27 protein-coding genes, 1 tRNA gene and 1 riboswitch are annotated in these 25,525 nt (G+C 37.6%); of the genes, 4 read left to right on the top strand and 24 right to left on the bottom strand.

Annotated elements, in window-relative coordinates; all coding sequences use genetic code 11:
- Window positions 1-71 precede the first annotated feature (71 nt).
- From ACESM9_RS01475 to ACESM9_RS01465, 3 genes are all read right to left on the bottom strand, one after another.
- Complete coding sequence (locus ACESM9_RS01475) at window positions 72-746, bottom strand: DUF2225 domain-containing protein (protein WP_372994565.1); 675 nt, start codon at window positions 744-746, stop codon at window positions 72-74.
- A gap of 19 nt (window positions 747-765) precedes the next feature.
- On the bottom strand, window positions 766-2,154 hold the full coding sequence (locus tag ACESM9_RS01470) for a VanW family protein (protein WP_372994563.1): 1,389 nt from the start codon (window positions 2,152-2,154) through the stop codon (window positions 766-768).
- A gap of 73 nt (window positions 2,155-2,227) precedes the next feature.
- Entirely contained in the window at window positions 2,228-3,967 is a 1,740-nt protein-coding gene (locus ACESM9_RS01465) for a cell division protein FtsA (protein ID WP_372994561.1), read from the bottom strand.
- A gap of 223 nt (window positions 3,968-4,190) precedes the next feature.
- Here ACESM9_RS01465 and ACESM9_RS01460 point away from each other — a divergent pair, with 223 nt between their 5' ends.
- Window positions 4,191-4,364 (top strand): hypothetical protein, encoded by a 174-nt coding sequence (locus ACESM9_RS01460; protein WP_372994559.1) that lies wholly within the window; start codon window positions 4,191-4,193, stop codon window positions 4,362-4,364.
- 43 nt (window positions 4,365-4,407) lie between these two features.
- Here the strand turns inward: ACESM9_RS01460 and ACESM9_RS01455 are convergent, their stop codons facing one another.
- The 15 genes from ACESM9_RS01455 to ACESM9_RS01385 form a co-directional block, all read right to left on the bottom strand.
- On the bottom strand, window positions 4,408-5,328 hold the full coding sequence (locus tag ACESM9_RS01455; protein WP_372994557.1) for a GNAT family N-acetyltransferase: 921 nt from the start codon (window positions 5,326-5,328) through the stop codon (window positions 4,408-4,410).
- Between the two features lie 69 nt (window positions 5,329-5,397).
- Complete coding sequence (locus ACESM9_RS01450; protein WP_372994555.1) at window positions 5,398-6,150, bottom strand: fumarylacetoacetate hydrolase family protein; 753 nt, start codon at window positions 6,148-6,150, stop codon at window positions 5,398-5,400.
- 14 nt (window positions 6,151-6,164) lie between these two features.
- The gene (locus tag ACESM9_RS01445; RefSeq protein WP_372994553.1) at window positions 6,165-6,938 is read right to left on the bottom strand and encodes a hypothetical protein; all 774 of its coding nucleotides are present in this window, start codon (window positions 6,936-6,938) and stop codon (window positions 6,165-6,167) included.
- A gap of 70 nt (window positions 6,939-7,008) precedes the next feature.
- The gene (locus ACESM9_RS01440) at window positions 7,009-8,247 is read right to left on the bottom strand and encodes an MFS transporter (protein ID WP_372994551.1); all 1,239 of its coding nucleotides are present in this window, start codon (window positions 8,245-8,247) and stop codon (window positions 7,009-7,011) included.
- Window positions 8,248-8,264: 17 nt separating this feature from the next.
- Window positions 8,265-8,798 (bottom strand): helix-turn-helix domain-containing protein, encoded by a 534-nt coding sequence (locus tag ACESM9_RS01435; RefSeq protein ID WP_372994549.1) that lies wholly within the window; start codon window positions 8,796-8,798, stop codon window positions 8,265-8,267.
- 122 nt (window positions 8,799-8,920) lie between these two features.
- Window positions 8,921-9,208 (bottom strand): TlpA family protein disulfide reductase, encoded by a 288-nt coding sequence (locus ACESM9_RS01430; RefSeq protein ID WP_372994547.1) that lies wholly within the window; start codon window positions 9,206-9,208, stop codon window positions 8,921-8,923.
- Window positions 9,209-9,235: 27 nt separating this feature from the next.
- A complete protein-coding gene (locus ACESM9_RS01425; RefSeq protein WP_372994545.1) occupies window positions 9,236-9,568 on the bottom strand; it encodes a lipoprotein in 333 nt (110 codons plus the stop codon).
- Window positions 9,522-10,382, bottom strand: a complete 861-nt coding sequence (locus tag ACESM9_RS01420; RefSeq protein WP_372994543.1) for a 4Fe-4S binding protein — start codon at window positions 10,380-10,382, stop codon at window positions 9,522-9,524. The genes ACESM9_RS01425 and ACESM9_RS01420 overlap by 47 nt, the downstream gene beginning before the upstream one ends.
- A 22-nt stretch (window positions 10,383-10,404) precedes the next feature.
- Window positions 10,405-10,539, bottom strand: coding sequence for a CD1871A family CXXC motif-containing protein (locus ACESM9_RS01415; RefSeq protein ID WP_372994541.1), 135 nt, complete (start codon window positions 10,537-10,539; stop codon window positions 10,405-10,407).
- Window positions 10,540-10,702: 163 nt separating this feature from the next.
- Window positions 10,703-11,341: an energy-coupled thiamine transporter ThiT gene (gene thiT / locus ACESM9_RS01410; protein ID WP_372994539.1), complete on the bottom strand. Its 639-nt coding sequence runs from the start codon at window positions 11,339-11,341 to the stop codon at window positions 10,703-10,705.
- Between the two features lie 83 nt (window positions 11,342-11,424).
- A riboswitch (TPP riboswitch) is annotated at window positions 11,425-11,525 on the bottom strand.
- A 33-nt stretch (window positions 11,526-11,558) separates the two neighbouring features.
- Window positions 11,559-12,077, bottom strand: a complete 519-nt coding sequence (locus ACESM9_RS01405; RefSeq protein WP_372994537.1) for a methylated-DNA--[protein]-cysteine S-methyltransferase — start codon at window positions 12,075-12,077, stop codon at window positions 11,559-11,561.
- A 65-nt stretch (window positions 12,078-12,142) separates the two neighbouring features.
- The gene (locus ACESM9_RS01400) at window positions 12,143-15,376 is read right to left on the bottom strand and encodes an NAD(P)-binding protein (RefSeq protein ID WP_372994535.1); all 3,234 of its coding nucleotides are present in this window, start codon (window positions 15,374-15,376) and stop codon (window positions 12,143-12,145) included.
- A gap of 26 nt (window positions 15,377-15,402) precedes the next feature.
- Window positions 15,403-17,184 carry an NADH-quinone oxidoreductase subunit NuoF gene (nuoF, locus tag ACESM9_RS01395; RefSeq protein WP_372994533.1) on the bottom strand — a complete coding sequence of 594 codons (1,782 nt, stop codon included), beginning with the start codon at window positions 17,182-17,184 and terminating at the stop codon, window positions 15,403-15,405.
- 1 nt (window position 17,185) lies between these two features.
- The gene (gene nuoE / locus ACESM9_RS01390; protein WP_372994629.1) at window positions 17,186-17,686 is read right to left on the bottom strand and encodes an NADH-quinone oxidoreductase subunit NuoE; all 501 of its coding nucleotides are present in this window, start codon (window positions 17,684-17,686) and stop codon (window positions 17,186-17,188) included.
- Between the two features lie 191 nt (window positions 17,687-17,877).
- Window positions 17,878-18,519, bottom strand: coding sequence for a hypothetical protein (locus ACESM9_RS01385; protein WP_372994531.1), 642 nt, complete (start codon window positions 18,517-18,519; stop codon window positions 17,878-17,880).
- Between the two features lie 180 nt (window positions 18,520-18,699).
- On the opposite strand from ACESM9_RS01385, the gene ACESM9_RS01380 reads away from it, so the two are divergent.
- Window positions 18,700-18,879, top strand: a complete 180-nt coding sequence (locus ACESM9_RS01380; RefSeq protein WP_372994529.1) for a hypothetical protein — start codon at window positions 18,700-18,702, stop codon at window positions 18,877-18,879.
- Between the two features lie 14 nt (window positions 18,880-18,893).
- A complete protein-coding gene (locus ACESM9_RS01375) occupies window positions 18,894-20,045 on the top strand; it encodes a class I SAM-dependent RNA methyltransferase (protein WP_372994527.1) in 1,152 nt (383 codons plus the stop codon).
- A gap of 4 nt (window positions 20,046-20,049) precedes the next feature.
- Here the strand turns inward: ACESM9_RS01375 and ACESM9_RS01370 are convergent, their stop codons facing one another.
- Window positions 20,050-20,262: a DUF3006 domain-containing protein gene (locus ACESM9_RS01370; protein ID WP_372994525.1), complete on the bottom strand. Its 213-nt coding sequence runs from the start codon at window positions 20,260-20,262 to the stop codon at window positions 20,050-20,052.
- A gap of 31 nt (window positions 20,263-20,293) precedes the next feature.
- Window positions 20,294-21,268 carry a ComEC/Rec2 family competence protein gene (locus ACESM9_RS01365; RefSeq protein ID WP_372994523.1) on the bottom strand — a complete coding sequence of 325 codons (975 nt, stop codon included), beginning with the start codon at window positions 21,266-21,268 and terminating at the stop codon, window positions 20,294-20,296.
- 169 nt (window positions 21,269-21,437) lie between these two features.
- Here ACESM9_RS01365 and ACESM9_RS01360 point away from each other — a divergent pair.
- Window positions 21,438-21,513 (top strand) — tRNA-Thr (locus ACESM9_RS01360).
- Window positions 21,514-21,563: 50 nt separating this feature from the next.
- Here ACESM9_RS01360 and ACESM9_RS01355 read toward each other — a convergent pair.
- The 4 genes from ACESM9_RS01355 to ACESM9_RS01340 form a co-directional block, all read right to left on the bottom strand.
- Window positions 21,564-22,277: an alpha/beta fold hydrolase gene (locus ACESM9_RS01355; RefSeq protein ID WP_372994521.1), complete on the bottom strand. Its 714-nt coding sequence runs from the start codon at window positions 22,275-22,277 to the stop codon at window positions 21,564-21,566.
- A gap of 12 nt (window positions 22,278-22,289) precedes the next feature.
- On the bottom strand, window positions 22,290-22,628 hold the full coding sequence (locus ACESM9_RS01350) for a hypothetical protein (RefSeq protein WP_372994519.1): 339 nt from the start codon (window positions 22,626-22,628) through the stop codon (window positions 22,290-22,292).
- A gap of 152 nt (window positions 22,629-22,780) precedes the next feature.
- Window positions 22,781-24,409, bottom strand: a complete 1,629-nt coding sequence (locus ACESM9_RS01345) for a sigma-54 interaction domain-containing protein (RefSeq protein WP_372994517.1) — start codon at window positions 24,407-24,409, stop codon at window positions 22,781-22,783.
- A gap of 147 nt (window positions 24,410-24,556) precedes the next feature.
- Window positions 24,557-25,039, bottom strand: coding sequence for an NUDIX domain-containing protein (locus ACESM9_RS01340; protein ID WP_372994515.1), 483 nt, complete (start codon window positions 25,037-25,039; stop codon window positions 24,557-24,559).
- Window positions 25,040-25,525 lie beyond the last annotated feature (486 nt).

Raw genomic sequence — 25,525 nt, 5'->3', positions numbered from 1 at the left:
CTCCAATTATCTATACTAAAATAGTAATTGGAATTTTTTTAATATTCAATGAAATTTCTGTGAACTTGTATTTAATTTTTCTTCACTAATTCCCTGACAGCATGCCATTGTTCTTTAGCTAGTTTTTGTATTCTCATATTTGAGTTTCGATCAGGATGACTTGCTATTTTGCTAAACCAGTATATTGACTGTTCATAGTTCTCCAGTCTCCTTGAGAGTTCTCCAATGAGATACATCACTGTAAGCTCGTCCATATTATTGACAGGAAAACTTTCCTTATTGTAGGCTTCAATATAGTTATCCAAAGCCATCTTAAGGAAAACCTTCTCTTCTTCATCTTTTACATACCTGTACATCCATGCAGTCTTTAAGGCCAAGCCTGCAATATAACTGTTTTTAGAGTTGATCAAGGTCGCGGTATATAAGGCAATTTTATAACTATCCAAAGCATCCGAGTAGGTCCTTATACCGCAAAAATTCCTCCCTACTTGCCTTCCTGCAAATGCTTCAGCCAATACTACCTTGTCTTTATCGCTAATATTATCGAAGGCATTTTCTGTAGAGGCATAGCCGCAGTTAGGACAAATAAATATGTCATAATAAATTGGATTGTAATTCTCATAATATACGCAAAAATCTTCATCTCTGTGATCTACCCTCAAAGAACTGGTCTTTATTTTTGTAGTATTGAACTTCATCATGCATATAGGGCAGTTAACTTCTTTTGTGTAATAAACATTATTCATCTTATCGCACTCCAATGCATTAATTTTCTACTGTCTTTGCTTCCTCTTCTTCACTATTCGTTCCCTGCACATTAACAGGTTTTGTGCCTACTCGGGTTACACCATCAGAAGCTCTGTATGTGTCTGTGTAAAGAGGTTCAACCAAAACTTCCTTACCATTTTCTACAATTACCCTGTAGCTTCTCACAACATAACCGGGTATGGCCTTTTTTTCAACGATTTTAGTGCCTACAGGAAGGCTACTGTCTTCAATTATTTTTATCTTTGGCTCAATCTTCTTTAAAATTTCCGTCTTTATCTTGATTTGTCTTCCTTTATTCTCATTTTTGCCGTATATGCTGAACCTTACCTGGTTACTCTTTACCTCACCATATATATATAATGGGTATGGGGTGTTATTCATAAACTTAAAATCTATATAATCGCCGGATATGGTAGCATCTCTTCCCATGGCGATATAGCTTGATGGCAGAGAATGATTCTTTCTCTCCACTATCTTTAGATTAGCCAGTAAGGCAGCATTATATAGGGTTGAGGATACCTGACATATACCTCCCCCTATGCCGTCTACATATTCATTATTAATTATTACTTTTGCTGTCCTGTATCCATATTTAGCAAGCCTGGGGCCTATGGTTTTGTTAAGGGAAAATGTTTCACCAGGGCGAACCAAAACATCGGTAACACTTTTGGTTGCAAGCTTAATATTATAGCTTCTTGATTCGTTGCTTGCATTAAAGCTGGTAGAGTATTCTCCCAGTTTATCTGTGATATTTGATAAATCTGCTCTCGTTATTTCTGCATCAATCACTTCTACAGGTAATTCAACATTAGCTATGCTCTTGCTGTCAATGGCTGCAGAAATCATATTAACAGCCTTCTCCTGATCCAATCTGCTTCCAAGTTTTTCGTCTGTAATCTGAAACTTCCCGGAAACAAGCCTTATAGTAGCATCAATAGGTTCAGAATCAATTTCTTTTGAAATATTTTTTATGAATTGAGCTACTTTCTCCTTATCATAGCTGAAGCCAATGGTAATATCTTTTTTATTCATCCTTATCAATATTGAATCAATATATCTATTAAATAAACTGCCTTGTCTTGTTAAGCTGTATGCTTCAGCCAATGCTCTATCGTAGTCATAACTGTAGTCGATATCCTTATAATTTAACTGCCATGTTTTTTCCCCATGTTTCAAGGTCATATATGCCTGGTTTAGATTATTATCAAAAGCATTTTTTAGTTCATTCATTGCTTCTGCCAAGGTCATCCTTCCAACATCATAACCATCTATGGAAACATTGGGGGCGATTTTTTCTCCTGATAAGAATAGAACTGCAGAACTCGCTAGCAGAACTATGAAAAAGGAAATTAAAGCGATAATAATTCCCTTAAAACCTCTACTCATAATAAGCACCCCTCAAAAGTACAATTCATATTTCTGCAATATATATATTCTATTCTCATCAAAAAAATTATACCTATTTGACTTTCATTTCTATCTTGTCCCCATTTTCAATTTTTTCATATATTGAAGCAGTTTTATCGTTAACAGTTATAGAAAAAGAATCTTTTGGGATTCTAAGGTCCTCCAGTATTTCGCCTATAGTATCGGAGTATCTTATACTTACATCATCTCCTTCCTTTATCTCATACCCATCTTGAACAATTTCACCATTTACTCTTATATGCCTTTTTAAATCATATTCCTTCCCATTTATGGTAACAGTTTTTCTGGATATGCTCTCTAATACTTCCTTGATAAATACTTTAGGTTTTTCTCCTCCTGTCCCACTCTGTATCCTTATAATATCCCCATTTGACACCTCTGAATTAATATTCTTTTGTATATCATTGATAAATATTGTAGCAGGCTCCCCTCCGCTTCCTTTTACAACTTGTTCCTTGCCATTTATGGTAAAATGCAGGTCTTTGCCTTTGGTACCAATAAGTAACCTGGGGTTAAAGCCAATAAATATGAGTACATCAGCTACAGTAATTCTGCTTGTATTCAGCAGCTTTACAGGTTTGTCATTGACCACTAAGTGTATAAAGTCATTTTTTCTTATGTTTCGTGCTGATACTCCAATGCCTATTGGTGTAATGAATTCAGGTCCTGTAACCTTTTTGGAGTTAAAAATTACCTCCTTGATTATATCAGTTTTCCTTACTCCTACTCTATCCTTCTGAAGTCCTAGAATCTCAGCCATATAATCTGCCAGCTTGGGAGTACAGCTTCCGCCTCCTATGAGAAAAACAGCGCTAGGAGGCTTGGCATTATATTCGATTATTTTATCACATATTTGTGCTGCCAAATCTCTTACGGCAGGTTCTATAGTTTTTATCACTTCCTCTGCCTTCACCTGATGCTTAATCCCCATGATATCCTTAAACTTTATATTAGTCTTTTTTGACAAGCTTAGCTTTACTTTTTCTGCTGTATCGAAGTCCAATAGATAATTCTCAGCTATTTTCTCAGTGATCTCATCTCCTGCAGTGGGGACCATGGCAAATGCAAATATTGTACCGTCCTTTGTCAAGGCAATGTCTGATGTGCCTGCTCCCACATCCACTAAGGCAATATTCAGAAGCCTCAAGTTATCCTGTATCGCTACATCCATTGCGGCTATAGGTTCCAGCGTCATATTATATATGGATAAGCCTGATTGCTTTATCACTGTTTGAAGGCTGTCTATTACCGTTTTTGGCAAAAAGGTTGCTATAACTTCCACACCCATATTTCTCCCACGCTGGCCTTCCAAATTGCCTATAATAGTATGGTTTAGATAGTAATTAGTTACTGCGTATCCCACACAATAGTATTCCTCGTTTTCGATGCTATCTGATTTTTTCATCTCTTTTTGGGCTTTTTGAATAGCTTCGATTTCCAGGCTTACAATCATATCTCTATCGATATATGTGAGAGGTTCGATTTCTCGTGAAATCTCTATCTTATATGTTTTTAAACTTCTCCCCGCTGCGGCTACAGATACTTTTTCCAGCCTTGTATTCAATCTCTTTTCCAGCTTTTCTTTAACATTTATCACCGACTCAGTCACTAAATTAATATCATGCACCTGTCCATCATACATAGCCCTTTTTTTGTGTTCTTCTACTTCAAAATCTGCTATTTCAAATACATCACCACGAAAAAACCCAACTATGCCTACAATGGTTCTAGTACCAATGTCCAGAGAAAAAAACAGCTCTTCTTTGCCCATATTACCACCTTAATTCATAATAAAAATTACTTTAACAAAAAAATGCAATTAAACTATAATTCTATATAAAAATCTATAATCCTTCTATTTTCGACTAATCCTATTGAACTCATAAATAGCAAGATTAAAAATAAATTCTACAATTTGCATGTTTTATTTGTATAAAAAAACATAAGCTAAATATTGAACACATCAGATTCAAATCTGAAAGGAAGTGACTTTTATGCTCCAAAGAAGGCGTAATCTTATGCGAATGGGTACCATGGGAGCTATAGGTGGCTTGGTGCTGCTGCCCATTTTTAGCGGAAAAGTAAGAAAAAAAATAACTAGAACAGGCAGAAATGCCTTCTTTAGAATCAATGACATGATACAAGATATGATAGACATGAGAAAATGAATGGTATAAAAAACTCAGGTCCTTAATAGGCCCTGAGTTTTCTTCAATCTTTCCCAAACTCTCTGATAAATTCGCTTTTTAATGCTCCCATCAGGATTTCATCATAAAAGGTTCCATCTATAAAGGCGGATTTTCTAGTCCTTCCTTCATATTTGAATCCACATTTCAAATAACACTTTGATGCTCTTTCATTGTATTCATAAAGCTTTAATGAAACTCTGAATATATCCAGCTCATAGAAAGCATAACGCAATAATGTTTTTATAGCGTCTTTTCCATAGCCCTTTCCCCAATAATCCCTGTCTCCAATTCGTATGCCAAGCTTGCAGCTTTGGTCCATTTCGTTGAAATCATACAACTGTATAGTGCCTATAGGTTTTCCTTCATCTATGGTTTCTATAATTAGATTCATAGGATCATATCCAAAACCTTTTAAAAGATTCATCCTTAATTGGGTTGTACCAAGCTTGCCCTCAGTCCAACCTGCCAATTTGTTAAGTTCCTCGTCATTGTACCAGTTGTGAAGATAGAATAAATCCTTCTCACAACCTTGCCTCAATATTACTTTATTACCCTTCAGGTAATCACCCTCCGGATACTTCTTAGTTATTTTAACTGAAGAAAAAAGGGAGGGTACAAATTTGAGAAGTTTGTATGGCTTAGAAGCATATAGGCTTTTATTAGCCAGTACATCATCGAAGATAGATTTCTGTACTTTAAATCTCACGCTTACCTTGCTGTCCAGCCCTTCTTTCACTATGTTTCCCTCATTGGTAGTATATATGGTATAGTTTCCTATAATTTTATTATCTTCAATAATGGATAAACCGAAGTTGCCTGAAGAATGAAACAGTATTTTGGAAATAAAAAGTTTGAAAACCGGGTATCGTTTAAAAAATACATAGTATAAATGGGAAATATCATCTGCAAAGGTTTTAATATAATTTGACCTCAAGGCACTCATCATAATACTCTCCCTCAAATAAGAATGAATTAAACATAATTATATCATATTTTTACAATTTCTTCATTATCAGCGAACATAATTCTTTAGTGTCCCTACATTTTCTATTCTCACCTGTACTATATCTCCTTCATTAAGAGGGCCTACGCCAGAAGGAGTGCCTGTAGCAATTATATCTCCCGGATATAATGTCATTATTTGACTTATAAAGCTCACCATTTCACCCACATTGAATATAAAATCAGATGTGTTGGATTTTTGCTTGGTTTCTCCGTTCAATAGCAGTTCAATATCAAGATTATCATAGTTTAGATCTGTGACAATACTTGGACCAAAGGGAGCAAAGGTATCAAAGGATTTTGCTCTAGTCCATTGTCCATCCTTTTTCTGCAGATCTCTGGCTGTCACATCATTAAAGCAGGTTGCACCTAGTATATAATCATATGCCTCTTCAGGTTTAATATCCTTCCCTGCTTTTCCAATTACCAAACCTAGCTCTGCTTCATAATCAACCTGCTTTGATATTTCTGGCCTGATTATTTCTCCCCTATGAGCCAATGCGGATGTAGGCGGCTTTAGAAATAATACAGGCTCTTCAGGCAGTGTCATATTCATTTCCTGAGCATGGGATCTGTAATTCAATCCTACACAAATTATTTTGGAAGGTGCGCAAGGAGTCAAAAAATCTATCTCTGTAATATCATAAAAAGAATCTGTTACTTCATAATCTTCGAAAATATCCCCGTTGATTACTTTTACTTTATTTCCTTCCCAGGAGCCGTATGCTACAAAATCATCTTTTTTAAATCTTATAAAATTCATAATGCTTTTCCTCCTTATATGCTTATTGCTGCCTCCAACAGTATTTCCGGCAGCATCAATGCTGTATCCCTATAGTGTTTATCATCATCTTCTTCTATTCCTTCAAAAAGACTCCTTTGCTTCAAGGGCAAATCGCTTATTGTAATGAGGGCAGCTGCGTTGCGACCTATGGCCTTTGAAGCTGTAAACACTGCCGATACTTCCATTTCAACTGCATCGCAACCTTTTTTTATCATAAAATCAAAGCTTCTCTTATTTTCCCCTAGTATGGAATCAATTGAAAAAATTCTACCTCTATGTACCGATACTCCTAGGGAATGTGCTGTTATCATGGCCTTTTGAAATATAACATTAGCTAAATCAGTGCTCCCGGATACAATATTGCCGAAGCAATCTGTGTATATATCATTGGAGTGGTATCTGGAAAAACCTTCGCCTATGACTGCGTCACTGCATACTAAAATATCGCCAAAATTCAACTTTTTGCTTATTGCTCCTGCAGAGCCTGAGAAAAATATGTTCTCACACTCAGAATATCCTAAGGCTATAACACAATCACCAGTCATGGGTGCACCTATACCACTGCTTATAACAGTTACTGGATTCCCCTTATATAGCATGGTGACTCCCTTATACCATCCTTTGAATTCTCTAACTATGCTTTCAGCTCTCTCCGTAAAACCGGACAAAGGCCATACGGGACTAATGATTACGCTCTTTGAAATATCTCCTATAGAACATCCAAAATGCTTTTCGATCATCACTTCTTTTTTTATGTTCTCATACATCAGCATCCCTCCGATTCTAATTATAGCAAAGATTTCTACAATACACTATAATATGATGGACTCTTACTCATTAATCCTTCCTGAACTCTCTTATAAATAGCGGAGGAATTGCAACAAGAATAATTAAAATCCCTACAAACTTAAAAGTCGTAAGTACATTTATACCATATGACATTATACCTGATACAGCATAACCCAAAGGCAGTCCTAACAGAGATAAAGTTGAAGCTGTTGAAGATACTCTACCCATCTTATCTACAGGAGTTGATTCCTGCATTAGAGTAGTTGCTCCACCACTTATAACAGGTATAAAGGCCCCTCCAACGACTGCTGCAACACAAGCCAGCTGCACATTGCTTATAAATCCGAATAACATCATGCCTGCACCTAAACCTATAAAACCTATTATCACTAATGTGCTCTTTTTAAATCTATGCCCAATCTGTCCTATGATAAGGGATCCTGCTACCATTCCAATAGTAAATGACATAAGTATTAAGCTCATTCCTTTCTCTCCTGCCATCAGTATTTTGTCCGAGTACTCAGGCATAAGCACATTAAAGGGAGCCAGCACCAGATTTACCAAACATGCCATAGTCAAAGATACCATTAATACCACATTGCTCTTTATAACAGTTAAACCTTCAACAAATTCATAATAAAATTGCTTAATATTTAAAGGTATGTTCTTACTACTTGAAATTTTAATTTTTGCAATAATTGCCGTAAACGATGATATCAAGAATGTTACGGAATCTATCAATATTGCTACTCCGATACCTAAATATCCCATAACTATAGCTGCAATGGCGGTACCTGCTATTTCTGCTAACGATGACGAAGCTTGCCGAAGGGAGTTAGCAGTAAGATAATGTTTTTTATCGACTAAAACCTGCATAACCGATGCCCTGGCAGGACTCGAGAAAACCTCACAAGATGAATTTATAAATGTGAAAACATATAAATGCCAAAGACTAATCATATCCCACATATAAAGGAATGCCATCATAGCCGTGCTAAAGCCTCGCAGTAAGTCTGTTATAATCATAACCTTTTTCTTATCCATCCTGTCAACTAAAACTCCTGCCATCATACCAAACAATACAGCCGGTGCTGCATTAACCGCCATAACAGTACCCATCATCAATGTAGAACCTGTCATCTCATATACCATCCAAAGAAATGCTATACTATCTATGGCATCACCAAACCTGGATACTGTATTTCCCACCCATATTTTAATAAAATCTTTATACTTCAGCAGCGCCTTATATCCTTTTTCTTCTGTGGTAACCACATTTAAATCCATCACTTAACCCCCAAATCTTAATCATATTTTTTAAACACTCCGATTATGTAGGTATAAGCTTTCGTATTTTTTCTCTTGCTGCTCCTTTCTATTAACTCTTCTAACTTTTTCTTCAACTCATCAAACTCTTCATAGGTCAGATTAAGTATCCCATAATTCAATATTTCTTTGTCATCATCATGCCTTTTGGTCAAATAATTTTTAAAATCCTCTGATGCATTTTTAAACATAGTTTCCCTTAAGTTCTCTATCTGATCTTTCCAACCATCTTCTTTGGCAACTACCTTTTCCACCCTAAATCTTTCCGCAGTAGGAAAATAGTATTTTTCAACGATGCCTGCCTTTTCTTTTTTATCCACTATTTCCAAAACACCTATTCTCTCTAACTCCTTAACATGATAATGCACCTTGGAAGGAACTTCTCCAAGTCTGTCTGCAAGCTGCTTAACAGTTAAAGGTTCTTCGTCCAATGCAAAAAGTATCTTCATCCTGAAAGGATCAGTAAATACCTTTATTTCTTCCAATGAAGTAAGAACTTTTTCCTTTTCCATAAACTCCTCCAAAAATAATTTAATAATATATTTGTTTTTATCGTTAAAATTTATTTTATTATATAATTTAATTTTATTATATGCCTACAGATAATTTTGTCAACAAAAAAGGCTTGTAATAATTACAAGCCTTTCAATGCATCATCTATCAGTTTTGAGAATTCCTCTGTGGAGCGTGCTCCTGCTATTATTTCCCCTACCATCTCTCCTTTGCTGTTGACTATCAATGTGGTAGGAACATACATTATCTGATCCAAGAAACCTTCTATTAAACTCTCAGTAGTTATTATGTTCTTATACTTGCCACCTGTTTGTTCCAATATCTTTTTAGCAGCATCAACTTCATTATCTGCCAGTATGGCTAAGACTCTAACACCTTTATCGGAATACTTTTTATCTATTTCCTGCAACGCAGGAATTTCTGTTATACAGGATGGTCAGGTTGTAGTCCATACATTTACAACTGTCAGCTTATTATCAGCAAAAAAATCGTTTGTAATCTCGTTGCCATCAAAATCCTGGGATGAAAAATCAGGTATCCTGTATGCTACATCTTCCGAAGAAGTGCTTTCATCAGGGTTTTCTTTCTCATCGCTGCCAGGACTTTCTTGGGGTTCCGGCTTTGAAGTCTCCACATCCTCTTTAGCCGGTTCTATGGTTTCTTGGAGCTTTTCTTCTTGTTGTGGTTCTTCTACAGGTGTTTTATTTCCGCATGCTGAGATGCTAATGACTATTATCAGCACCACAGCTAGCATCCAGAATTTTTTCATGGTTTAATCTTCCTTTCTTTTCAGAGATAAATCCAGATTTTATTGCTTTTGTAGGGCATCTGTCTACACATTTGCCGCATCTTACACACTCAGGGCTGTTGGCGTTCTCATATATTTTGATGTCTACAGGGCAGTTTTTGTTGCACACATTGCATTTTGTACATTTGGTCCCATCAACACTCATCCTGTAGAAGCTTACAGAGTTAAATAATGAATATATGGCACCTAAAGGACATACTGCTCTGCAAAAGGGTCTTGATATTAATATTGAAAATATTATTGTTACTGTCAGGAGCATAAGCTTCCAGTAATACATGATGCCTATAGCACCTCGTAGAGCGGCATTCTTGATTGTAAGGGGTATGCCTGCCTCCAGAGTGCCTGCGGGGCATATGTACTTGCAAAAATAGGGCAAGCCTATTCCTACTTCATTGGTAAAAAATGCAGGTAAAAGCAAAACAAAAACTACCAGGAAAAAGTATTTAACCTTATTTAGTATTTTGGGCATTTTAAACTTTTTGGAAGGAATCTTATACAAAAGCTCCTGGAAGAATCCAAAGGGGCATAACCATCCGCATACCAGCCTTCCTCCAATTGTGCCTACAAGCATCAAAAAACCTATTACATATAGTGATACTTGATGCTTCAACCCTGCTGCCACAGACTGTAGTGAACCTATGGGGCAGGAAGTATAGGCACCGGGGCAGGAATAGCAATTAAGGCCTGGAAAACAAACTGATTTCAACTTCCCCCTATATATAGTTCCTTTTGCAAAGCCTTCCATATAGCCATTGCCAATAATGGTGGATGCCAATTGGGCAATCCTCCTCTTTATCCTAGCCAATTCCTATACACTCCAAACAGATATTTATTGCTTTCTGCAGCACTTCCTTTACTTCCCCTCTGTAAACTCCCATCGCAATTAATACAAAAGACATGAGCAATAATATATATTTTGTCTTTTCTTTCATAATGTTAACCTCCGAACTAAACAATAATAAATATTATTAACATTATACCAAATATATTCGGAATGCCAATGATTTTTAAGGAGTATAAATAAGGGCTGAAGCCTTTAACCCACGGACTTCAACCCTTTAGCCCAATTTGACTAAATTTTATCCCACTTGTTTTTTATGCTATGGCGTTTCTTCTAAGCTTCTCTATAGCAGCTTTAAACTGGGGTATCAATGCTATAACCAAGCAGATTGCTGTTTCGACCCCAATCAGCAAGAAATTTACAGTAAATGAATACCATATGGGGTTCATGCCCTCCGGTGCATACATTCCAAAGAATACAAAGCCGGAAATGAAATGTGCAAAGAATCTCCCAAAACCTCCTATTACAACACTGACAGGCAGATGTTTTCTGTTCAGTCCTGCAAGGCCCATGGCAGCAAAGGCAATAGGATAATCAAGGAGAACCTGTGCCCAATGCACCACATAGGGGTCTTGAATAAACTGAAGAAATCCATAGGCTATACCTGCAACAATACCAGCCCGTGCCCCAAATATATAAGCAAATATGAACATGGGCAGCATACTTCCAGGGGTTATAGAACCTCCCTGAGGCCAATGATAAATCCTTATATAAGATAATACAAAGGACATTGCTATACAAAGGCCGCCATATACAAGAATTTTTGTATTAGTTTTTTTGTTTCTAGCTGAGTAAGCCAAAAGCAGTGAAACTCCAAGAAGAGCCACTAGTATGAGAATAGTGGTCCCTTTCAGCTCTTTAAACTCCTCAAACATTTGAGTCAGATAACTCATAAAAATACCTCCTTTTTGATATGTCCTCGGAGGAGACGATTAAATACAAAAAACCGCAACGAGCGTTGCGGCTATGATAAATCATTTAACCGAAACCGCTTCCCTTCGTTAGGATTAACTACACAGGTTCCAAGGGTCAGTGACTTAAGCCACCCTCTCAGCACAAGCTCCCCTAGCGGACATTATCTATTAAATTCAAGTATAATATACTACTTATTTATATGAGTGTCAAGGAGGTTGGGAAATTATTCCTTATGTATTTTATATCCCCATATTCTATTCCTTCTATCTCAAACAGTTTTCTCTGCACATCAAGCCCTGCAGAATAATTGGATATCCTTCTTCCCATTCTGATAACCCTATGGCATGGCACTATTATTGGGATAGGATTTGCCTTGTTTGCTGTTCCTACAGCACGGCTATATTGTTTTCCTCCCAAAGCTTCTGCAACCTGGGCATAGGTACGAAGCTCACCGTAGGGTATTTTCAATAACTCGCCCCATACCTTCTTCTGAAACTCGCTACCCTGCAAGTCCAGCTTAACGGTAAATGTTCTGCGTTTGCCTTCAAAATACTCTTCAAGTTCCTTTTTAGCTTGCCTTATATGCTCATCTTCTCTTTCTTCACATTCGCATACTGGTTTTTTATCTTCTCTCAAGTTTAAAGCCATTATGCCCTTCCCAGATGATTGCAAATATATTCTCCCTACAGGAGAATCCATATAGGATATGTACATAATCAAAACCTCCTAATGCAGAAATGCCGGCATCATCATGATGCCGGCAACTTATCTGATTGATACTATAGAGATTTTATCACATCAAGATTAGTTTTTCCAGTCTTAGGTTCCAGAGCTTTGTTTAGCTTCTGGACTCTTCCTTCGCTGTTGGTATATGTGCCTTCTGTTTCCGCAAAGCTGTTCAATGGAAGGACCACATCAGCTAATTTTGCTGTTTCAGTGAGGAACATATCACATACTGCAAGGAAGCCTGTTTCTTTAAGGGATTTTTCAGCTTCTACATTTTCAATTCCTATTGGATCTTCACCATATATCAATACTGCCTTATCCTTCAAGCTGCATTCATCTGCTTTGAAAGCTTTAACGCCTTCATTGATCAAGCCTAAGCTGTTAGGCTTATTCTGCATCAGCAGTATGTTCTGTGCACCTAGACCTGAAGCTTTCGCAAGTTCTGCAGCAGCCTTGGCTTCAGCATAGCCTGCAGCACCGCCGATTATGATCAATGGGTTGGCTTCAACCTTAAGCTTGCCATCCAGTGTTGCAGCCACTTCAGCTAATTTCTCGTCTTTAACTGCTTTTGTCAAGGCTTCAGTATACTCTCTAACCTTATTATCATCTACTCTAACAACCATCTTAGCAAATTTGTCAAGCTTAGATGATGCTTGGCTTACCATTACCAGTACAGCACCCTTTTCAGATGCTGCTTTAACCTTAAGTGCCGCTACAGGGTTTTCTTCCTTTATATCAAAGCCTAGGCATAGGATTAGATCAGCATTATCTATATCTTCATAGGTAGCATTCTTGTAATCCTTGCCGAAAACCTCCTGTAAGCCATAAGCCGCATCCTTCAACTCAAAGCTATATGCTTCTTTGAAGCGTTTCATCAATTCCGCTGCTTCTTCATTGGTAGCTTTCTCAGATACAATGGCTACTGCTGTTTCTGCTTTCATATTCTCTGCCACTATCTTTAAAGCTTCTTCCCAAGTGCTTTCTACCAGCTTATCATCTTTCCTTACCATTGGTTTTAAGAGCCTGTCAGGTGAATTGATAAAGCTGTTTTGGAATCTTCCCTTTTCGCACAAGTTTCCGTTGTTTACTCCCAATCCTGCTTCTGAAGTAGCCCTTACGAATACATCTCCCGCTGTATTAAGTTTCAATGTGCAGCCAGTACCGCAGTGGTTGCATATAGTTTCTGTAGTTTTCTCTGCAAAAGGTCCTGGTTTTGGAAGCTCAACCTTCTCTGTCAAAGCTCCTACAGGGCATGTAGATACGCACTGACCGCAGGACTCGCATCTGCTGTCTTCACCAAAGGGTTTGCCAAAGGAAGGTTCAATTGTAGTATTATATCCTCTTGAAATAAAGCCCAAAGCTCCTGCTCCCTGTACTTCAAGGCATATTCTTACACATCTTCCGCACATTATACATTTATTTTTGTCTCTGCTGATGAATGGATGGCTTTCATCTATAGGATGCTTTGTGATTGCTCCTGCCAATCTGTCCTGTTTAGCTCCATATATTGTAGCGAATTCTCTCAGTTTGCATTCATTAACATCCTTGCATCCACAAGACAAGCATCTCTGTGCTTCTGCCTTCGCCTGCTCTTCAGTAAAGCCCAGCTCAACTTCTTTGAAATTGTGCTTTCTTTCTTCCTTATTGAGCATTGGCATTTTCATTTTTTCTTTCTTTTCATATTGCTCGAATTCTTTTTTATCCATATCTTCAAGCTTTTCTGCTTTCACATGGTTATACAACTCAGGAAGCTTCTCGATAATCTTCTTGCCTCTTAGATATTGATCCATGGAATAAGCAGCTCTTCTTCCTGCAGCTATTGCTTTGATAGCAGTCTGAGGACCTGTTACCACATCTCCGCCAGCAAATACACCTTCAATATTTGTAGTTAATAAATCCTCATCAACAACTAATCTATTTCTGTTTACTTCAAGCTTGAAGTTTTCATTTATAAAGCTCAAGTCCTGAGTCTGTCCTATAGCCCCTATTACATAATCTGCAGGCATCTGGAATTCTGAGCCAGGTATTTCTATAGGTCTTCTTCTGCCTGATGCATCCGGCTCTCCCAGTTCCATCCTTATGAACTCAATATATATTGGTTTTCCTGCTTCGCTAACAATTTTCTTAGGAGCAATCAGGAATTCAAATTCCACTCCTTCATATTCAGCTTCTTCTATTTCCATTTCATGGGCAGGCATTTCCTTCTTAGTTCTTCTGTAAGCAATTGTAACCTTTTCTGCTCCAAGCCTTAAGGCAGTTCTTGAAGCATCTATGGCAGTATTACCGCCACCAATAACCACTACATGCTTGCCTGATAGATCAATATTGTGGCCTAAGCCTACTCTGCCCAAAAAGTCCACACCGGAGTATACTCCCATAGGACATGCTTCTCCCTCGCAACCTATAGGCTGCCCAACCTGTGAACCTACACCTAAGAATATGGCATCATATCCATCCTTCTTCAGGCTTTCATAGGTTACATCCACTCCAAAGGTTTTTTCATATTGTATCTCAACACCTAATTCCTTTATAGTGTCTATTTCCTTATCCAAAGTAGCCTTTGGCATTCTGTATTCTGGGATACCGTATCTCAGCATTCCGCCGCCTTTTGGCCATCTTTCGAATATGGTTACATCATGTCCTTCCTTTGCAAGATAGAAGGCACAGGAAAGCCCGGCAGGTCCTGCTCCAATAACGGCTGCTTTCTTGCCTGTTGAAGGCTTCTTGTAGGGCACATAGTGGTTTCCGCTGTTTAGATCATAATCAGCAGCAAATCTCTTAAGATAATCTATTCCTACCCTTTCATCAACCAGATTTCTTCTGCACTGGTCTTCACAAGGTCTGGTGCATACCCTTCCGCATACAACTGGTAGAGGGTTTCTTTCCTTAATTAGCTTTACCGCCTCTTGATATTGTCCGTTGGCAATGTGTGCTATATAACCTTGTACATCTATACCCGCAGGACATGTCATGCTGCAGGGAGCTGTACAATCTCCATAATGCTGAGAAAGAAGAAGTTCCAGGCACATTTTTCTGGCATCATTTACACCTTCAGTCTCAGTCCTTACTACCATTCCCTCTGTAACCTGGGTTCCGCAGGCCAGCATATTTCCTCTGGCGCCTTCTACCTCAACCCTGCAAAGCAGGCAGGAGCCGAAGGGCTTCAATCTGTCATCGTGACAAAGAGTAGGTATCAATACATCATTTTCTCTTGCCACATCCAATATAGTCTGACCAGGGTTGGCAGTAACTGCTATTCCATTTATGGTTAAGTTAATTTTTCCCATAGTTCTCTACCTCATCCCTTTACAAATTATTCAACAATTATTGCATCAAACTTGCAGGTAGCCTTGCAGGCTCCGCATTTTGTGCATATACTGCTATCGATCTTGTGGGCTTTCTTTACCTCACCAGAAATAGCTTTAACCGGACAAACCCTGCTGCAAGCAGTACAACCGATACATTTGTCTTCAAGTATTTTATATTCTATCAAGGCCTTACACTGTTTTGCAGGGCACTTTTTATCTCTTATGTGGGCTTCATATTCATGCCTGAAGTATTTAAGAGTAGTCAGAACCGGATTTGGTGCAGTTTGTCCCAAACCGCAGAGAGAATTCTTCTTTATATTTGCGCATAGCTCTTCAAGCAGCTCTATATCTCCCTCTTTGCCTTCTCCCTTTGTGATTCTTTCTAGTATCTCAAGCATTCTCTTTGTCCCTATTCGGCAATAGGTACATTTTCCGCAGGATTCTTTCTGGGTAAATGTTAGGAAGAACCTTGCTATATCAACCATACAGTTGTCCTCATCCATTACTACCATACCGCCGGAACCCATGATTGCACCTGTCTGATTTACTGAATCATAGTCTATAATTGTATCGATAAGGTCTGCAGGTATACAACCGCCGGATGGTCCACCCATTTGAACAGCCTTGAATTTCTTTCCTGATGATGTTCCTCCACCGATATCATATATGATTTCCTTTAGCTGCATTCCCATTGGAACTTCTACCAAGCCGCCCTTTGCAATTTTACCTGCTAAAGCAAATACCTTAGTGCCTTTGCTCTTCTCTGTACCATACTTTGCATATTCTGCAGCACCGTGTAGTATAATATAAGCCACATTGGCATAGGTTTCAACATTGTTGATATTTGTAGGCTTATCCCAAAGACCTTTTACTGCAGGGAATGGAGGCCTCATTCTAGGCATACCCCTCTTACCTTCAATGGAGCCTAAAAGGGCTGTTTCTTCACCGCAGACAAAGGCTCCTGCTCCTTCTTTAATCTTTATCTTAAAGCTAAAATCTGAACCTAAAATATTCTTACCCAATAATCCTCTTTCTTCCGCATCTCTGATGGCTATTTTCAGCCTCTGAATAGCCAGAGGATACTCAGCTCTTGCATATATATATCCTTCATCTGCTCCAATAGCATAGCCTGCAATCATCATACCTTCTATTAAAGAATGAGGGTCGCCTTCAAGAACGCTTCTGTCCATGAATGCTCCTGGATCTCCTTCGTCAGCATTGCAAACTATATATTTTTTGGAATCTTGAGAGGCTCTAGCAAATTTCCATTTCATACCTGTTGGGAAGCCGGCGCCTCCTCTTCCCCTTAGGCCTGAGTTAAGTACTTCCTCAATTACCTGCTCTGGTGTCATAGTCTTTATTGCTTTTTCAATGGCTTTATATGCATCCATAGCAATAGCTTCATCTATGGACTCAGGGTTAATAGCACCGCATCTTCTAAGGACTATCCTCATCTGCTTATTAAAGAAAGCATCCTCAGAAGTTTCCATATCATCTGCTTTTACAACCCATTCAATAACAGGTTTACCTTCTATAATATGTGATTCAAATATTTTATTTGCTTTTTCTGGAGTAACTTCTCCATAGATTATGCTTTTACCATCAGAATCTATAACTTCTACCAGTACCTCTTTGTAGCACATGCCCATACAGCCTGTCTCATCAAGAGTCACTGGCTTATTTGATTTTTCAATATTTGCTTTGAAAGCTTCATAGACTTTATTGCCACCTGCAGCAATACCACAGCTTCCAAGGCCTACTATAATCTTAAAATCGCCTTTTTTCATATTACTCACCCCTATTCTCATAGAATCCTCTTATAATTTTCCTTGCCTTATCAGGAGTAAGTCGCCCGTATGTTTCATCTCCTATCATCATAACCGGGGCAAGGCTGCAGCAGCCCAGGCATGCAACAGTTTCCAAAGTAAATCTACCGTCATCTGTGGTGCCGCCAATTTCAATCTTTAATTCGTCAGCCAAAGCTTCGGCCACCTTTTCTGCACCATTTACATGGCATGCAGTACCAAAACAAAGCTTTATTAGGTTCTCGCCTGTAGGCTTGAGTCTAAATTGGGAGTAGAAAGTTGCTACACCCATAACTTGTGAAGGATGCAGGCCTGTCCTATCGCAAAGCTCATCAAGAATGTCCTGTGGCAGATAACCATAAGCTTCCTGGATATTTTGCAGTATAGGGATTATATCTGCTTCTTTTCCTTCATACTTCGCCAAAATTTTATCAAACTTGTCAAAATAATGGCTGCGTTCATTACAACAGCATTTGTTGCTCATCAACAAATGCACCTCCCTTTTATAAATATTGAAACTGTATGCATAAAGTCACTTTTTGAACAATAATTATATTATATGTTATTGAAATTACAGTGTCAATTCATCCCTCTACGCAAAAAATATGGCTACAAGATTCCAATTGCATCTTTTGGACTCTCCTAGCCAATTCGGTTTCAATTGTCATAATAGCGCTATTTATCTGATAATTTATAATTCCTTAGTGAAGAAGATACTTCAAAATCATCATCAATATATTCAGATTTTACAAGACCTACACCCTTGCAATAATAAAAATTGCTGGATGCACCACTTTCCTTGTATATTTTTTTTATAATTATACAGTTTTCAAAAGTACCTGCAGGGACTGTCACAGTAGCATCAATATCTGTTATTTCACATTGATTGCCCTCGCTCTCCCACTTGGTTCCTATTTCTATAGGAGCCTTTATGATTATATCCTCCATATTCTCTTCTTCATCCAATACATTTTTTTCATCATAAACTTCTGCTTCCGAATAGGTACGAATCAGGCTTTCATCATTAATTACATAAATATTTGCTGATATAGTTCCTCCATTATCAATCATAATCTGATATTTATTGTCTTTAGAGTATACTACCTTCTGAGTATATGTTGCATACTCATTCCCTACTCCTTCATACTCCCACTGATTGCCAACTGCAAGAGGGTAGTATGTTTCAACAGTCACTTTATCTTCTTGTTCTTGTGGTTCCTCTGTACCCTGTTCCTCTACTTCTTGAGCGCATGATGCCAGTAACATAATTGTCAGCACCAATATAAAAGTATAAGAAATTATTCTTTTAAACTTCATTATTTATTCACTCCATCCATTTTATCTTTGAGTTGCTATTATTATTGTCAAACCCGATTATATATATGACGCAGAAATCCAAAATTGGTTTCAAAAAGCTCAAATTATTAAATTTTCATGATTTTTTATGTATTTTTTTGGTATAATAAAGATAAGCACAGACAAGGAGGTATGAGTATTATGAATAAGGGTATTAACAACTATGTAGTGTGGATTATAGTAATATTCTTGGAATGGTTCATATTGAGAATTGGCAATAGTGCTCATTTGTGGATTTTTGTTATCATACCTATAATTGCTGCATTTATATACACCGAGTATAACAATAAGCCTACAAAAAAAAGGAGAAACTTGAGATAACGAGGAGAGATGAAATGTCATACATAGAATTATGTGCGCCCTGCGGATTTGCTCTGGAAGCTGTACTGTCAAGGGAAATAAAAGAACTGGGTTATGAGGTCACCAGAGTAGAAGATGGCAGGGTATACTTTTTGTCAGACGAATACGGCATAGCAAGAGCAAATCTTTGGCTCCGAACTGCTGATAGGATACTTTTGAAAATGGGAGAATTCTATGCCACTTCTTTTGAGGAACTTTTTGAAAACACTAAGAGCCTGCCATGGCATGAATGGATCCCCAAAGAAGGCTCCTTTCCTGCTGCAAAGGCCTCTTCAGTGAGATCCAAGCTGTTCAGCACATCTGATATTCAGTCCATAGTAAAAAAGGCTGTGGTAGAAAGCCTTAAGAAAAAATATAAGGTTAATTGGTTTAGCGAAAGTGGCTCATCCTATCCAATACATATATTAGTTTTTAAAGACAAAGTCACATTATATCTTGATACATCTGGAACAGCCCTGCATAAAAGAGGATATAGAGAAATAGGCAGTGCAGCTCCTTTAAGAGAAACTTTGGCTGCAGCATTGGTATCCCTGACTCCTTGGAGAGAAGGCCGCCTATTGGTAGACCCTTTCTGTGGCTCTGGTACCATATTGATTGAAGCAGCTCTAAAGGGCTTGAATATAGCTCCTGGTCTTAAAAGAGATTTTATATCAGAAAAATGGTTCAGAATACCTGAAAAATTATGGAATAGGGCACGGCAAGAAGCTCAGAACAGTATAAAGTCCGGTAATGATATTTATATACAGGGCTATGATATAGATGATAAAGTCATAAAAATCGCCAGAAGCAATGCTAAAAAAGCAGGCGTGGAAGATTATATACACTTCCAGCAAAGAGATGTAAGGGATTTTTCAAGCAAGGAAAAATACGGGTTTATAGTAACAAACCCTCCTTATGGTGAAAGATTGGAAGACATAAAGACAGTGGAGCAGCTTTACAAGGATATGGGTAAGGTATTCTCAACCCTTGACACATGGTCCTTTTATATATTGACTGCCCATGACGGTTTTGAAAGATATTTCGGAAGAAAAGCAGATAAAAAAAGGAAGCTTTATAACGGTATGATGAAAACTGATTTATATCAGTACTTCGGTCCAAAGCCTCCTAAAACATATACTACTGAATAGCATGTTATGTCCAGAGATCATCCATGAGTCTCTGGACTTTTTCTTTTCTCCTGTTGGTCTCATCCAGGTCAATGAAATACTCATCCCCCTGCTGAATCAAAACATCGCCTTCCTTAGCTTCTGCAGGTATCCTATCTTTCTCTATATTCACCACCTGTCTGTTTTCGTCCTCACAAACAGCATAATTCCCTTCAAACCTATCAATAATATATTTCATAGACATGCTCCTTCTTTGAAATATCATTGGTTTACTTGAAAGCTTCTTCAAAGGTTATGGATTCTCCGTCAGAAGTAGCTATTATGGTTCCATTCTCATCTGTTCTGTATATTTTTATGCCCATTTTATTTAATAAATCCACGATTTCCCTATGGGGATGCCCATACTTGTTATCCTTACCAACACATATAACTGCATATTGAGGGTTAACCTTCATTAAAAACTCTTCAGTAGTGGACGAACTGCTTCCATGATGGCCTACTTTAAGAACGTTTGCAGATAAATCATAACCTTTTTCAATCATTTCTTTTTCTGATACATCTTCTGCATCACCGGTAAATATGAAAGAATTATTTCCATGTTCTAGCTTAATTACTATTGAATAATTATTTGTTTCCTTATAGCTGTCACTATTGGGTGCCAGTATAGTAAAACTGGCTTCTCCTAATCTAACTGTGGTTCCAGGTACCGGTGTAGTAACCTTCATACCTTTATTTGATATTGCATTCAGTACATCTTCAAAGGTCTTAGTGGTGCTCATGGCTTTGGGCATATATATGACACCAATATCAAAGCTCTCTATTACTGCATCCAATCCGCCTATGTGATCTTCATGGGGATGGGTGCCTATAACATAGTCCAACAGTTCAATATTCTGAGATTTTATATATGCTACCACTTCTTCTGAATCACCGTTATTCCCTGCATCTATTAGCATGGCTTGTTCATCACTCTGTATGAGAATGCTGTCAGCCTGCCCTACATCTATGAAATGAACCTTTAATTTGCCAAGCTCAGTGGTACCATTATCTGGCTCAGCATCTCTATTTATATCATTCTCTATGGGTATGCCATCTGCATTATTGGCTGAGTTGTTTTCTTGTTCTACTATCGAAGCTGGATCTTCAATATTATTGCTATTGTCTATGTCATTGCTGTTATTTATAAAAGAGATAGCTGCAGCTATTATCAAGACTATTATGTAGTATATGGGTTTCTTTTTCACATCATTACCTCCTGTCAAATATAATTATTATATCATATGACAAGATGTATGATAAGTATTAATGTCTTGAGTAATTTAGGCTTTCCATGAGTCATAAGAAAGGCTTCCTATGGGTTTTAAAAACTATTTGAAAGAACGTTTAAAAGCTGTTAAAATTAATTAGGATAATGCTATTGTAGCTCAGTCGGTAGAGCAGCTGATTCGTAATCAGCAGGTCAGGGGTTCAAGTCCCCTCAGTAGCTCCATAAAAGCAAAAATACCAAGCTTTTCTGGCTTGGTATTTTTTATCCCTTTTTTAAAGCCTTATGCACTCCAGCAGCCCCTTTGTATAGGCCTCAGGATTTGTAAACAATCCCTCATGATCACATTCTACTTCAACAACAGGGTGATCCCCCAAGGATTTGAACATTTCTAAAAATGCATTGGGAGGTACGGACATATCCTTGGTACAATAGAGCAGAACCATTGGTATATCCAACTTCTCAAAGTCTCTGGTATAAACAGGTGTCTCCATGATCACAAGAGGCTGAGTAACAAGAATATTCATTAGTGCATTAAATTGCTCATCAGTTGCCATTGTAGCAAGCATTCCTCTGACAAACCTGGGATCGATAGGAATTGCTCCATCACCTCTCTGGACAGCCATTTCCCGCATGGCAGACTTAATATCATCAGGTACAAAATCAAACTGAGATTTTCCATGGGGTAGTATCCAGGCATTGTTGAAAATTATCTTCTCTACCTTATCCTTAGCCAGTGGAATTGCCATCTGCATAATATGCCCGGCACTGGAATGTCCAACAACAATGACCTTCTCTTTTTGAGCATTTAGAGACGATGCAACATAAGCTACATAATCTTCATAAGTTACATCCTTGCTGTCCTCTGGTCCATTGCCCGGAAGAGTTAAGGCTTCTACCTCATATCCTTCCTTTTCCAATAAGCTGGAAACCGCATTCCAACACTGCCCATTGTGCCATGCTCCATGAAGCAATACAATTTTACTCATAGTTAAATCCTCCTATCTAAATTGATTATTAAAAAGCATATAGCCTTCTCTTATCAAATTGCACATCACAGCGGTACTGTTTACCTCTTTTCCAAAATACTTTTCTGCTGATTCCGCTATTGATTGTGCTAAAAATCTTATAAAACTTTGGTCGTTGGTCTCTGAAATCCATAAGGTTATGATCAAATGATCCTTGTTGCTGCCTATGAAAGCCTCAGATATATCAAAGTAATCTACAATAATATTGATCCTCTCTATACTGATTTCTGTCTTTTCTGAAATCTCATGGGCTAAGCCACTAATATCAGGTATTGTGTCTGTTTTGTTTGCTCGGATAACTATACAAGGCATAGAATCACCTCCTACTTTTTACATAGCAAATTGCCTGCCAAATTTAATTAAGAGAGCTAAGCTTAGAATACTGTAGCTTTATAGAAGCTAATAAAAACAAAAAGAACTGTAAACTTTTTTTACAGTTCCATGTTTGTAATATGTTTTTACAACTAAATATTTAGATCCTTAATTTTTTTATATAGTGTAGGCCTTGATATTCCTAACCGTTTTGCGGTTCTTGTTATATTGCAGTCTTCTTCCTTATAGACCCGCTTGATTATTATATCTTCTGCAATTTGCAGCAAGTTTGTGCCCTCAGGCAGCTTTTCTCCAAAAACCCGATTAAAATCTTTTTCCAATTTGGCTGCCATATAGCATTCTTTTATACCAGTGGGAAGCACTGATTCGTCAATAACTCCATTTTCCGACAGAACCAGGGATCGCTCTATAATATTAATCAGCTCTCTTACATTCCCAGGCCAATGGTAAGCCTCAAGATATTGTATTAATTTATCATCTATTGAAGTGATTTCTATGCCGGTTTTATCTGAAAATTCTCTGATATAGTGGTCAAAGATAATCCTTATGTCTTGCTTTCTTGCTCTAAGAGGAGGTATGTTTAACTGAACAACATTGATGCGATAGTATAAGTCCTCTCTAAAGTTGCCTTTTCTGATTTCTTCCTGTAAATCCTTTTTTGAAGCTGCAATCACCCTTATATTTATAGGAATGGGTTTGTTTCCTCCGATTCTATTGATGGTAGATGATGACAGGGCTCTTAATATTTTTACCTGAGCCTGCAAAGGCATATTTTCGATCTCATCCAAAAAGAGGGTTCCCCCTGAAGCATATTCCAATAATCCCTGCTTTCCCGCTTTAGCAGCTCCTGTAAAAGCACCTGCCTCATAACCAAAAAGTTCGCTTTCAATCAAGTCTTTTGGTATGGCACCGCAATTTATAGCCACAAAGGGCTTGTCATGTCTCCTGCTTTCGTTATGAATAGCCTGAGCGAATACCTCTTTTCCGCTTCCGCTTTCCCCATATATCAGTATGGAGGTATCTACCTTTGCTGCTCTTTTTGCTATTTTTATTGATTGAATGATAGCTTCGGACTCTCCCAGAATATTGCTGAAAGTGTAAAAGTCTCTATACTGGTTGATACTTTTTACCTGAGAGTTCCTTTTTGTTGTCTTTGCTGCTCTTTTTAAAACCAGAATTTCGTAGAGTCTTGCCAGACTGTAGATAATATTTAATGTATCGCTATTAACTGATGTGTTTAGAAAGGAAGCATTTATTGTTCCTGCAATGTCATTATTCTCATTATAAAAAGGTGCTGCAGCACAACTGAATTGATGAAAGATATATTTATAGTGATCAGGACCAATAACCATAAAAGGCTTGTTCTCCAAAATAGCCAAACAGGTAGAATTTGTTCCGATGCTTTTCTCTGAAGCATCTAAAAAATAGCCTACCTTAGGGTATAGATTATCATATATATCATCGTAATTTACTATGTATTTAAGCTTTGCGTTATGGTCATATATGCTGATGTTCATATTGAGGTCTTCAACTATTTTACAGAACTCCTGATACTGAGGTTCACTATACTCCGGCTGGTATTTCAGAATATACTTTTCTTTATCCTCTGGTTTCATTAATAGCTTTTCATTAAAATCATACAATGAAACCCCATATCCTTTGCAGCGCCTCCATGAGTTCAAAATATCCTGCTTTATGTGCTTATCATTAAAATCCATATTATTAACAAAGCACTCCCTGATTTTTTTATAATCAGCCATAAATGCACCTCCGCTCTTATCCTGTATAGTTTTATTATACAGATAAAAGGGCAAAGATGTAAAATTTTTTTACATCTCTCCTCGAAACAGTGGGTAAGCAAAAAGGACGGCAGACCGTGTCAGAATGGTAAAATACTCCATGTATACTTATTTCTGCTCCTGAATTCCAAGATATGGATTATGGCTTATAAACCCGGACTCCAAATCATTCCAGAACTTATCCCTTAGTATTTCGGGATAAACATTTATTGATGTCTTTTTAATATCTTCCCTGCTCATGAAGCAGCATTGAACTATGTATTGTTTTTCTAACTCTGGATCGGTGCCAGTTATTATATCATAGCTATCAGCTTCTGCGGTAAAATATAGTTCCACATGATGGACATTCTTATCGGAACCAATAATGAACTCCCTTACATATGCCAGCTTCCCCGGCCTGCAGTTGATGCCGCATTCTTCCCTTACTTCTCTTATAACTGCTTCGGTGGCACTTTCTTCGCCTTCCAGGCCTCCTCCCGGCATAGTCCACCATTCTTCACCAGTTTCAGGGTTTTTGTAAAGGACAAGAAGTACTTCATTGTCTTGGTTTAATATTATTGCTGCTGCTCTTACCCTAAATCTATATTTCATGAAAATATCCTCCTGAATTATATTGGGTTATATTTAGGTCAACATATATATTTTACAACAAAAAGAGAATCCTGTTTGTTTTTTTTGGATTCTCTGTATATATATGATTCTTTGGAGGACATGTAAACATTAAATTCTTCAAAAATAACCTTCAGGATGGCAATAGAAGCTTTTTTAACATTGGTAATTTATCATGGTTTCAAAACTACCTTTATACAATTATCCTTTTTCTCGTCAAATATTTCATAAGCATATTCTCCCTTTTCCAATGATAGCTTGTGGGTTATTATATCTGGATCTCCTACATTTTTTGCTTATACATCCTTTATGCCTTCATACACTATGGTCTTCATCACATTCCTCCAATCATTATGTGCAGTTTCTCTATTCAAAATCAGTTAGCCGTCTTTAAGCTTAGTTGCAAGTAATCTCCTGAATATTATTCTTTACTAATACAAAAATTATAACAAAGCTCATTTTTTCTCT

Origin of the sequence: Lutispora sp. (genome assembly GCF_041687175.1) — a bacterium.
In the GTDB taxonomy this organism is placed as follows: Bacteria; Bacillota; Clostridia; order Lutisporales; family Lutisporaceae; genus Lutispora.
This window is presented reverse-complemented; position numbering and strand designations above follow the sequence as displayed.

Coding starts and splice junctions, on each gene's coding strand:
- ACESM9_RS01465 (WP_372994561.1), bottom strand. CDS start 3,967: ATGGGCAAAGAAGAGCTGTTTTTTTCTCTGGACATTGGTACTAGAACC.
- ACESM9_RS01380 (WP_372994529.1), top strand. CDS start 18,700: ATGAATAAGGGTATTAACAACTATGTAGTGTGGATTATAGTAATATTC.
- ACESM9_RS01405 (WP_372994537.1), bottom strand. CDS start 12,077: ATGTACATATCCTATATGGATTCTCCTGTAGGGAGAATATATTTGCAA.
- ACESM9_RS01455 (WP_372994557.1), bottom strand. CDS start 5,328: ATGAGTGCCTTGAGGTCAAATTATATTAAAACCTTTGCAGATGATATT.
- ACESM9_RS01375 (WP_372994527.1), top strand. CDS start 18,894: ATGTCATACATAGAATTATGTGCGCCCTGCGGATTTGCTCTGGAAGCT.
- nuoF (WP_372994533.1), bottom strand. CDS start 17,184: ATGAAAAAAGGCGATTTTAAGATTATAGTAGGCCTTGGAAGCTGTGGT.
- ACESM9_RS01440 (WP_372994551.1), bottom strand. CDS start 8,247: ATGGATTTAAATGTGGTTACCACAGAAGAAAAAGGATATAAGGCGCTG.
- nuoE (WP_372994629.1), bottom strand. CDS start 17,686: ATGAGCAACAAATGCTGTTGTAATGAACGCAGCCATTATTTTGACAAG.
- ACESM9_RS01450 (WP_372994555.1), bottom strand. CDS start 6,150: ATGAATTTTATAAGATTTAAAAAAGATGATTTTGTAGCATACGGCTCC.
- ACESM9_RS01355 (WP_372994521.1), bottom strand. CDS start 22,277: ATGAGTAAAATTGTATTGCTTCATGGAGCATGGCACAATGGGCAGTGT.
- ACESM9_RS01340 (WP_372994515.1), bottom strand. CDS start 25,039: ATGAAATATAGATTTAGGGTAAGAGCAGCAGCAATAATATTAAACCAA.
- ACESM9_RS01400 (WP_372994535.1), bottom strand. CDS start 15,376: ATGGGAAAAATTAACTTAACCATAAATGGAATAGCAGTTACTGCCAAC.
- ACESM9_RS01460 (WP_372994559.1), top strand. CDS start 4,191: ATGCTCCAAAGAAGGCGTAATCTTATGCGAATGGGTACCATGGGAGCT.
- ACESM9_RS01445 (WP_372994553.1), bottom strand. CDS start 6,938: ATGTATGAGAACATAAAAAAAGAAGTGATGATCGAAAAGCATTTTGGA.
- ACESM9_RS01470 (WP_372994563.1), bottom strand. CDS start 2,154: ATGAGTAGAGGTTTTAAGGGAATTATTATCGCTTTAATTTCCTTTTTC.
- ACESM9_RS01425 (WP_372994545.1), bottom strand. CDS start 9,568: ATGAAAAAATTCTGGATGCTAGCTGTGGTGCTGATAATAGTCATTAGC.
- ACESM9_RS01370 (WP_372994525.1), bottom strand. CDS start 20,262: ATGAAATATATTATTGATAGGTTTGAAGGGAATTATGCTGTTTGTGAG.
- thiT (WP_372994539.1), bottom strand. CDS start 11,341: ATGAGTTATCTGACTCAAATGTTTGAGGAGTTTAAAGAGCTGAAAGGG.
- ACESM9_RS01415 (WP_372994541.1), bottom strand. CDS start 10,539: ATGAAAGAAAAGACAAAATATATATTATTGCTCATGTCTTTTGTATTA.
- ACESM9_RS01475 (WP_372994565.1), bottom strand. CDS start 746: ATGAATAATGTTTATTACACAAAAGAAGTTAACTGCCCTATATGCATG.
- ACESM9_RS01435 (WP_372994549.1), bottom strand. CDS start 8,798: ATGGAAAAGGAAAAAGTTCTTACTTCATTGGAAGAAATAAAGGTATTT.
- ACESM9_RS01385 (WP_372994531.1), bottom strand. CDS start 18,519: ATGAAGTTTAAAAGAATAATTTCTTATACTTTTATATTGGTGCTGACA.
- ACESM9_RS01345 (WP_372994517.1), bottom strand. CDS start 24,409: ATGGCTGATTATAAAAAAATCAGGGAGTGCTTTGTTAATAATATGGAT.
- ACESM9_RS01350 (WP_372994519.1), bottom strand. CDS start 22,628: ATGCCTTGTATAGTTATCCGAGCAAACAAAACAGACACAATACCTGAT.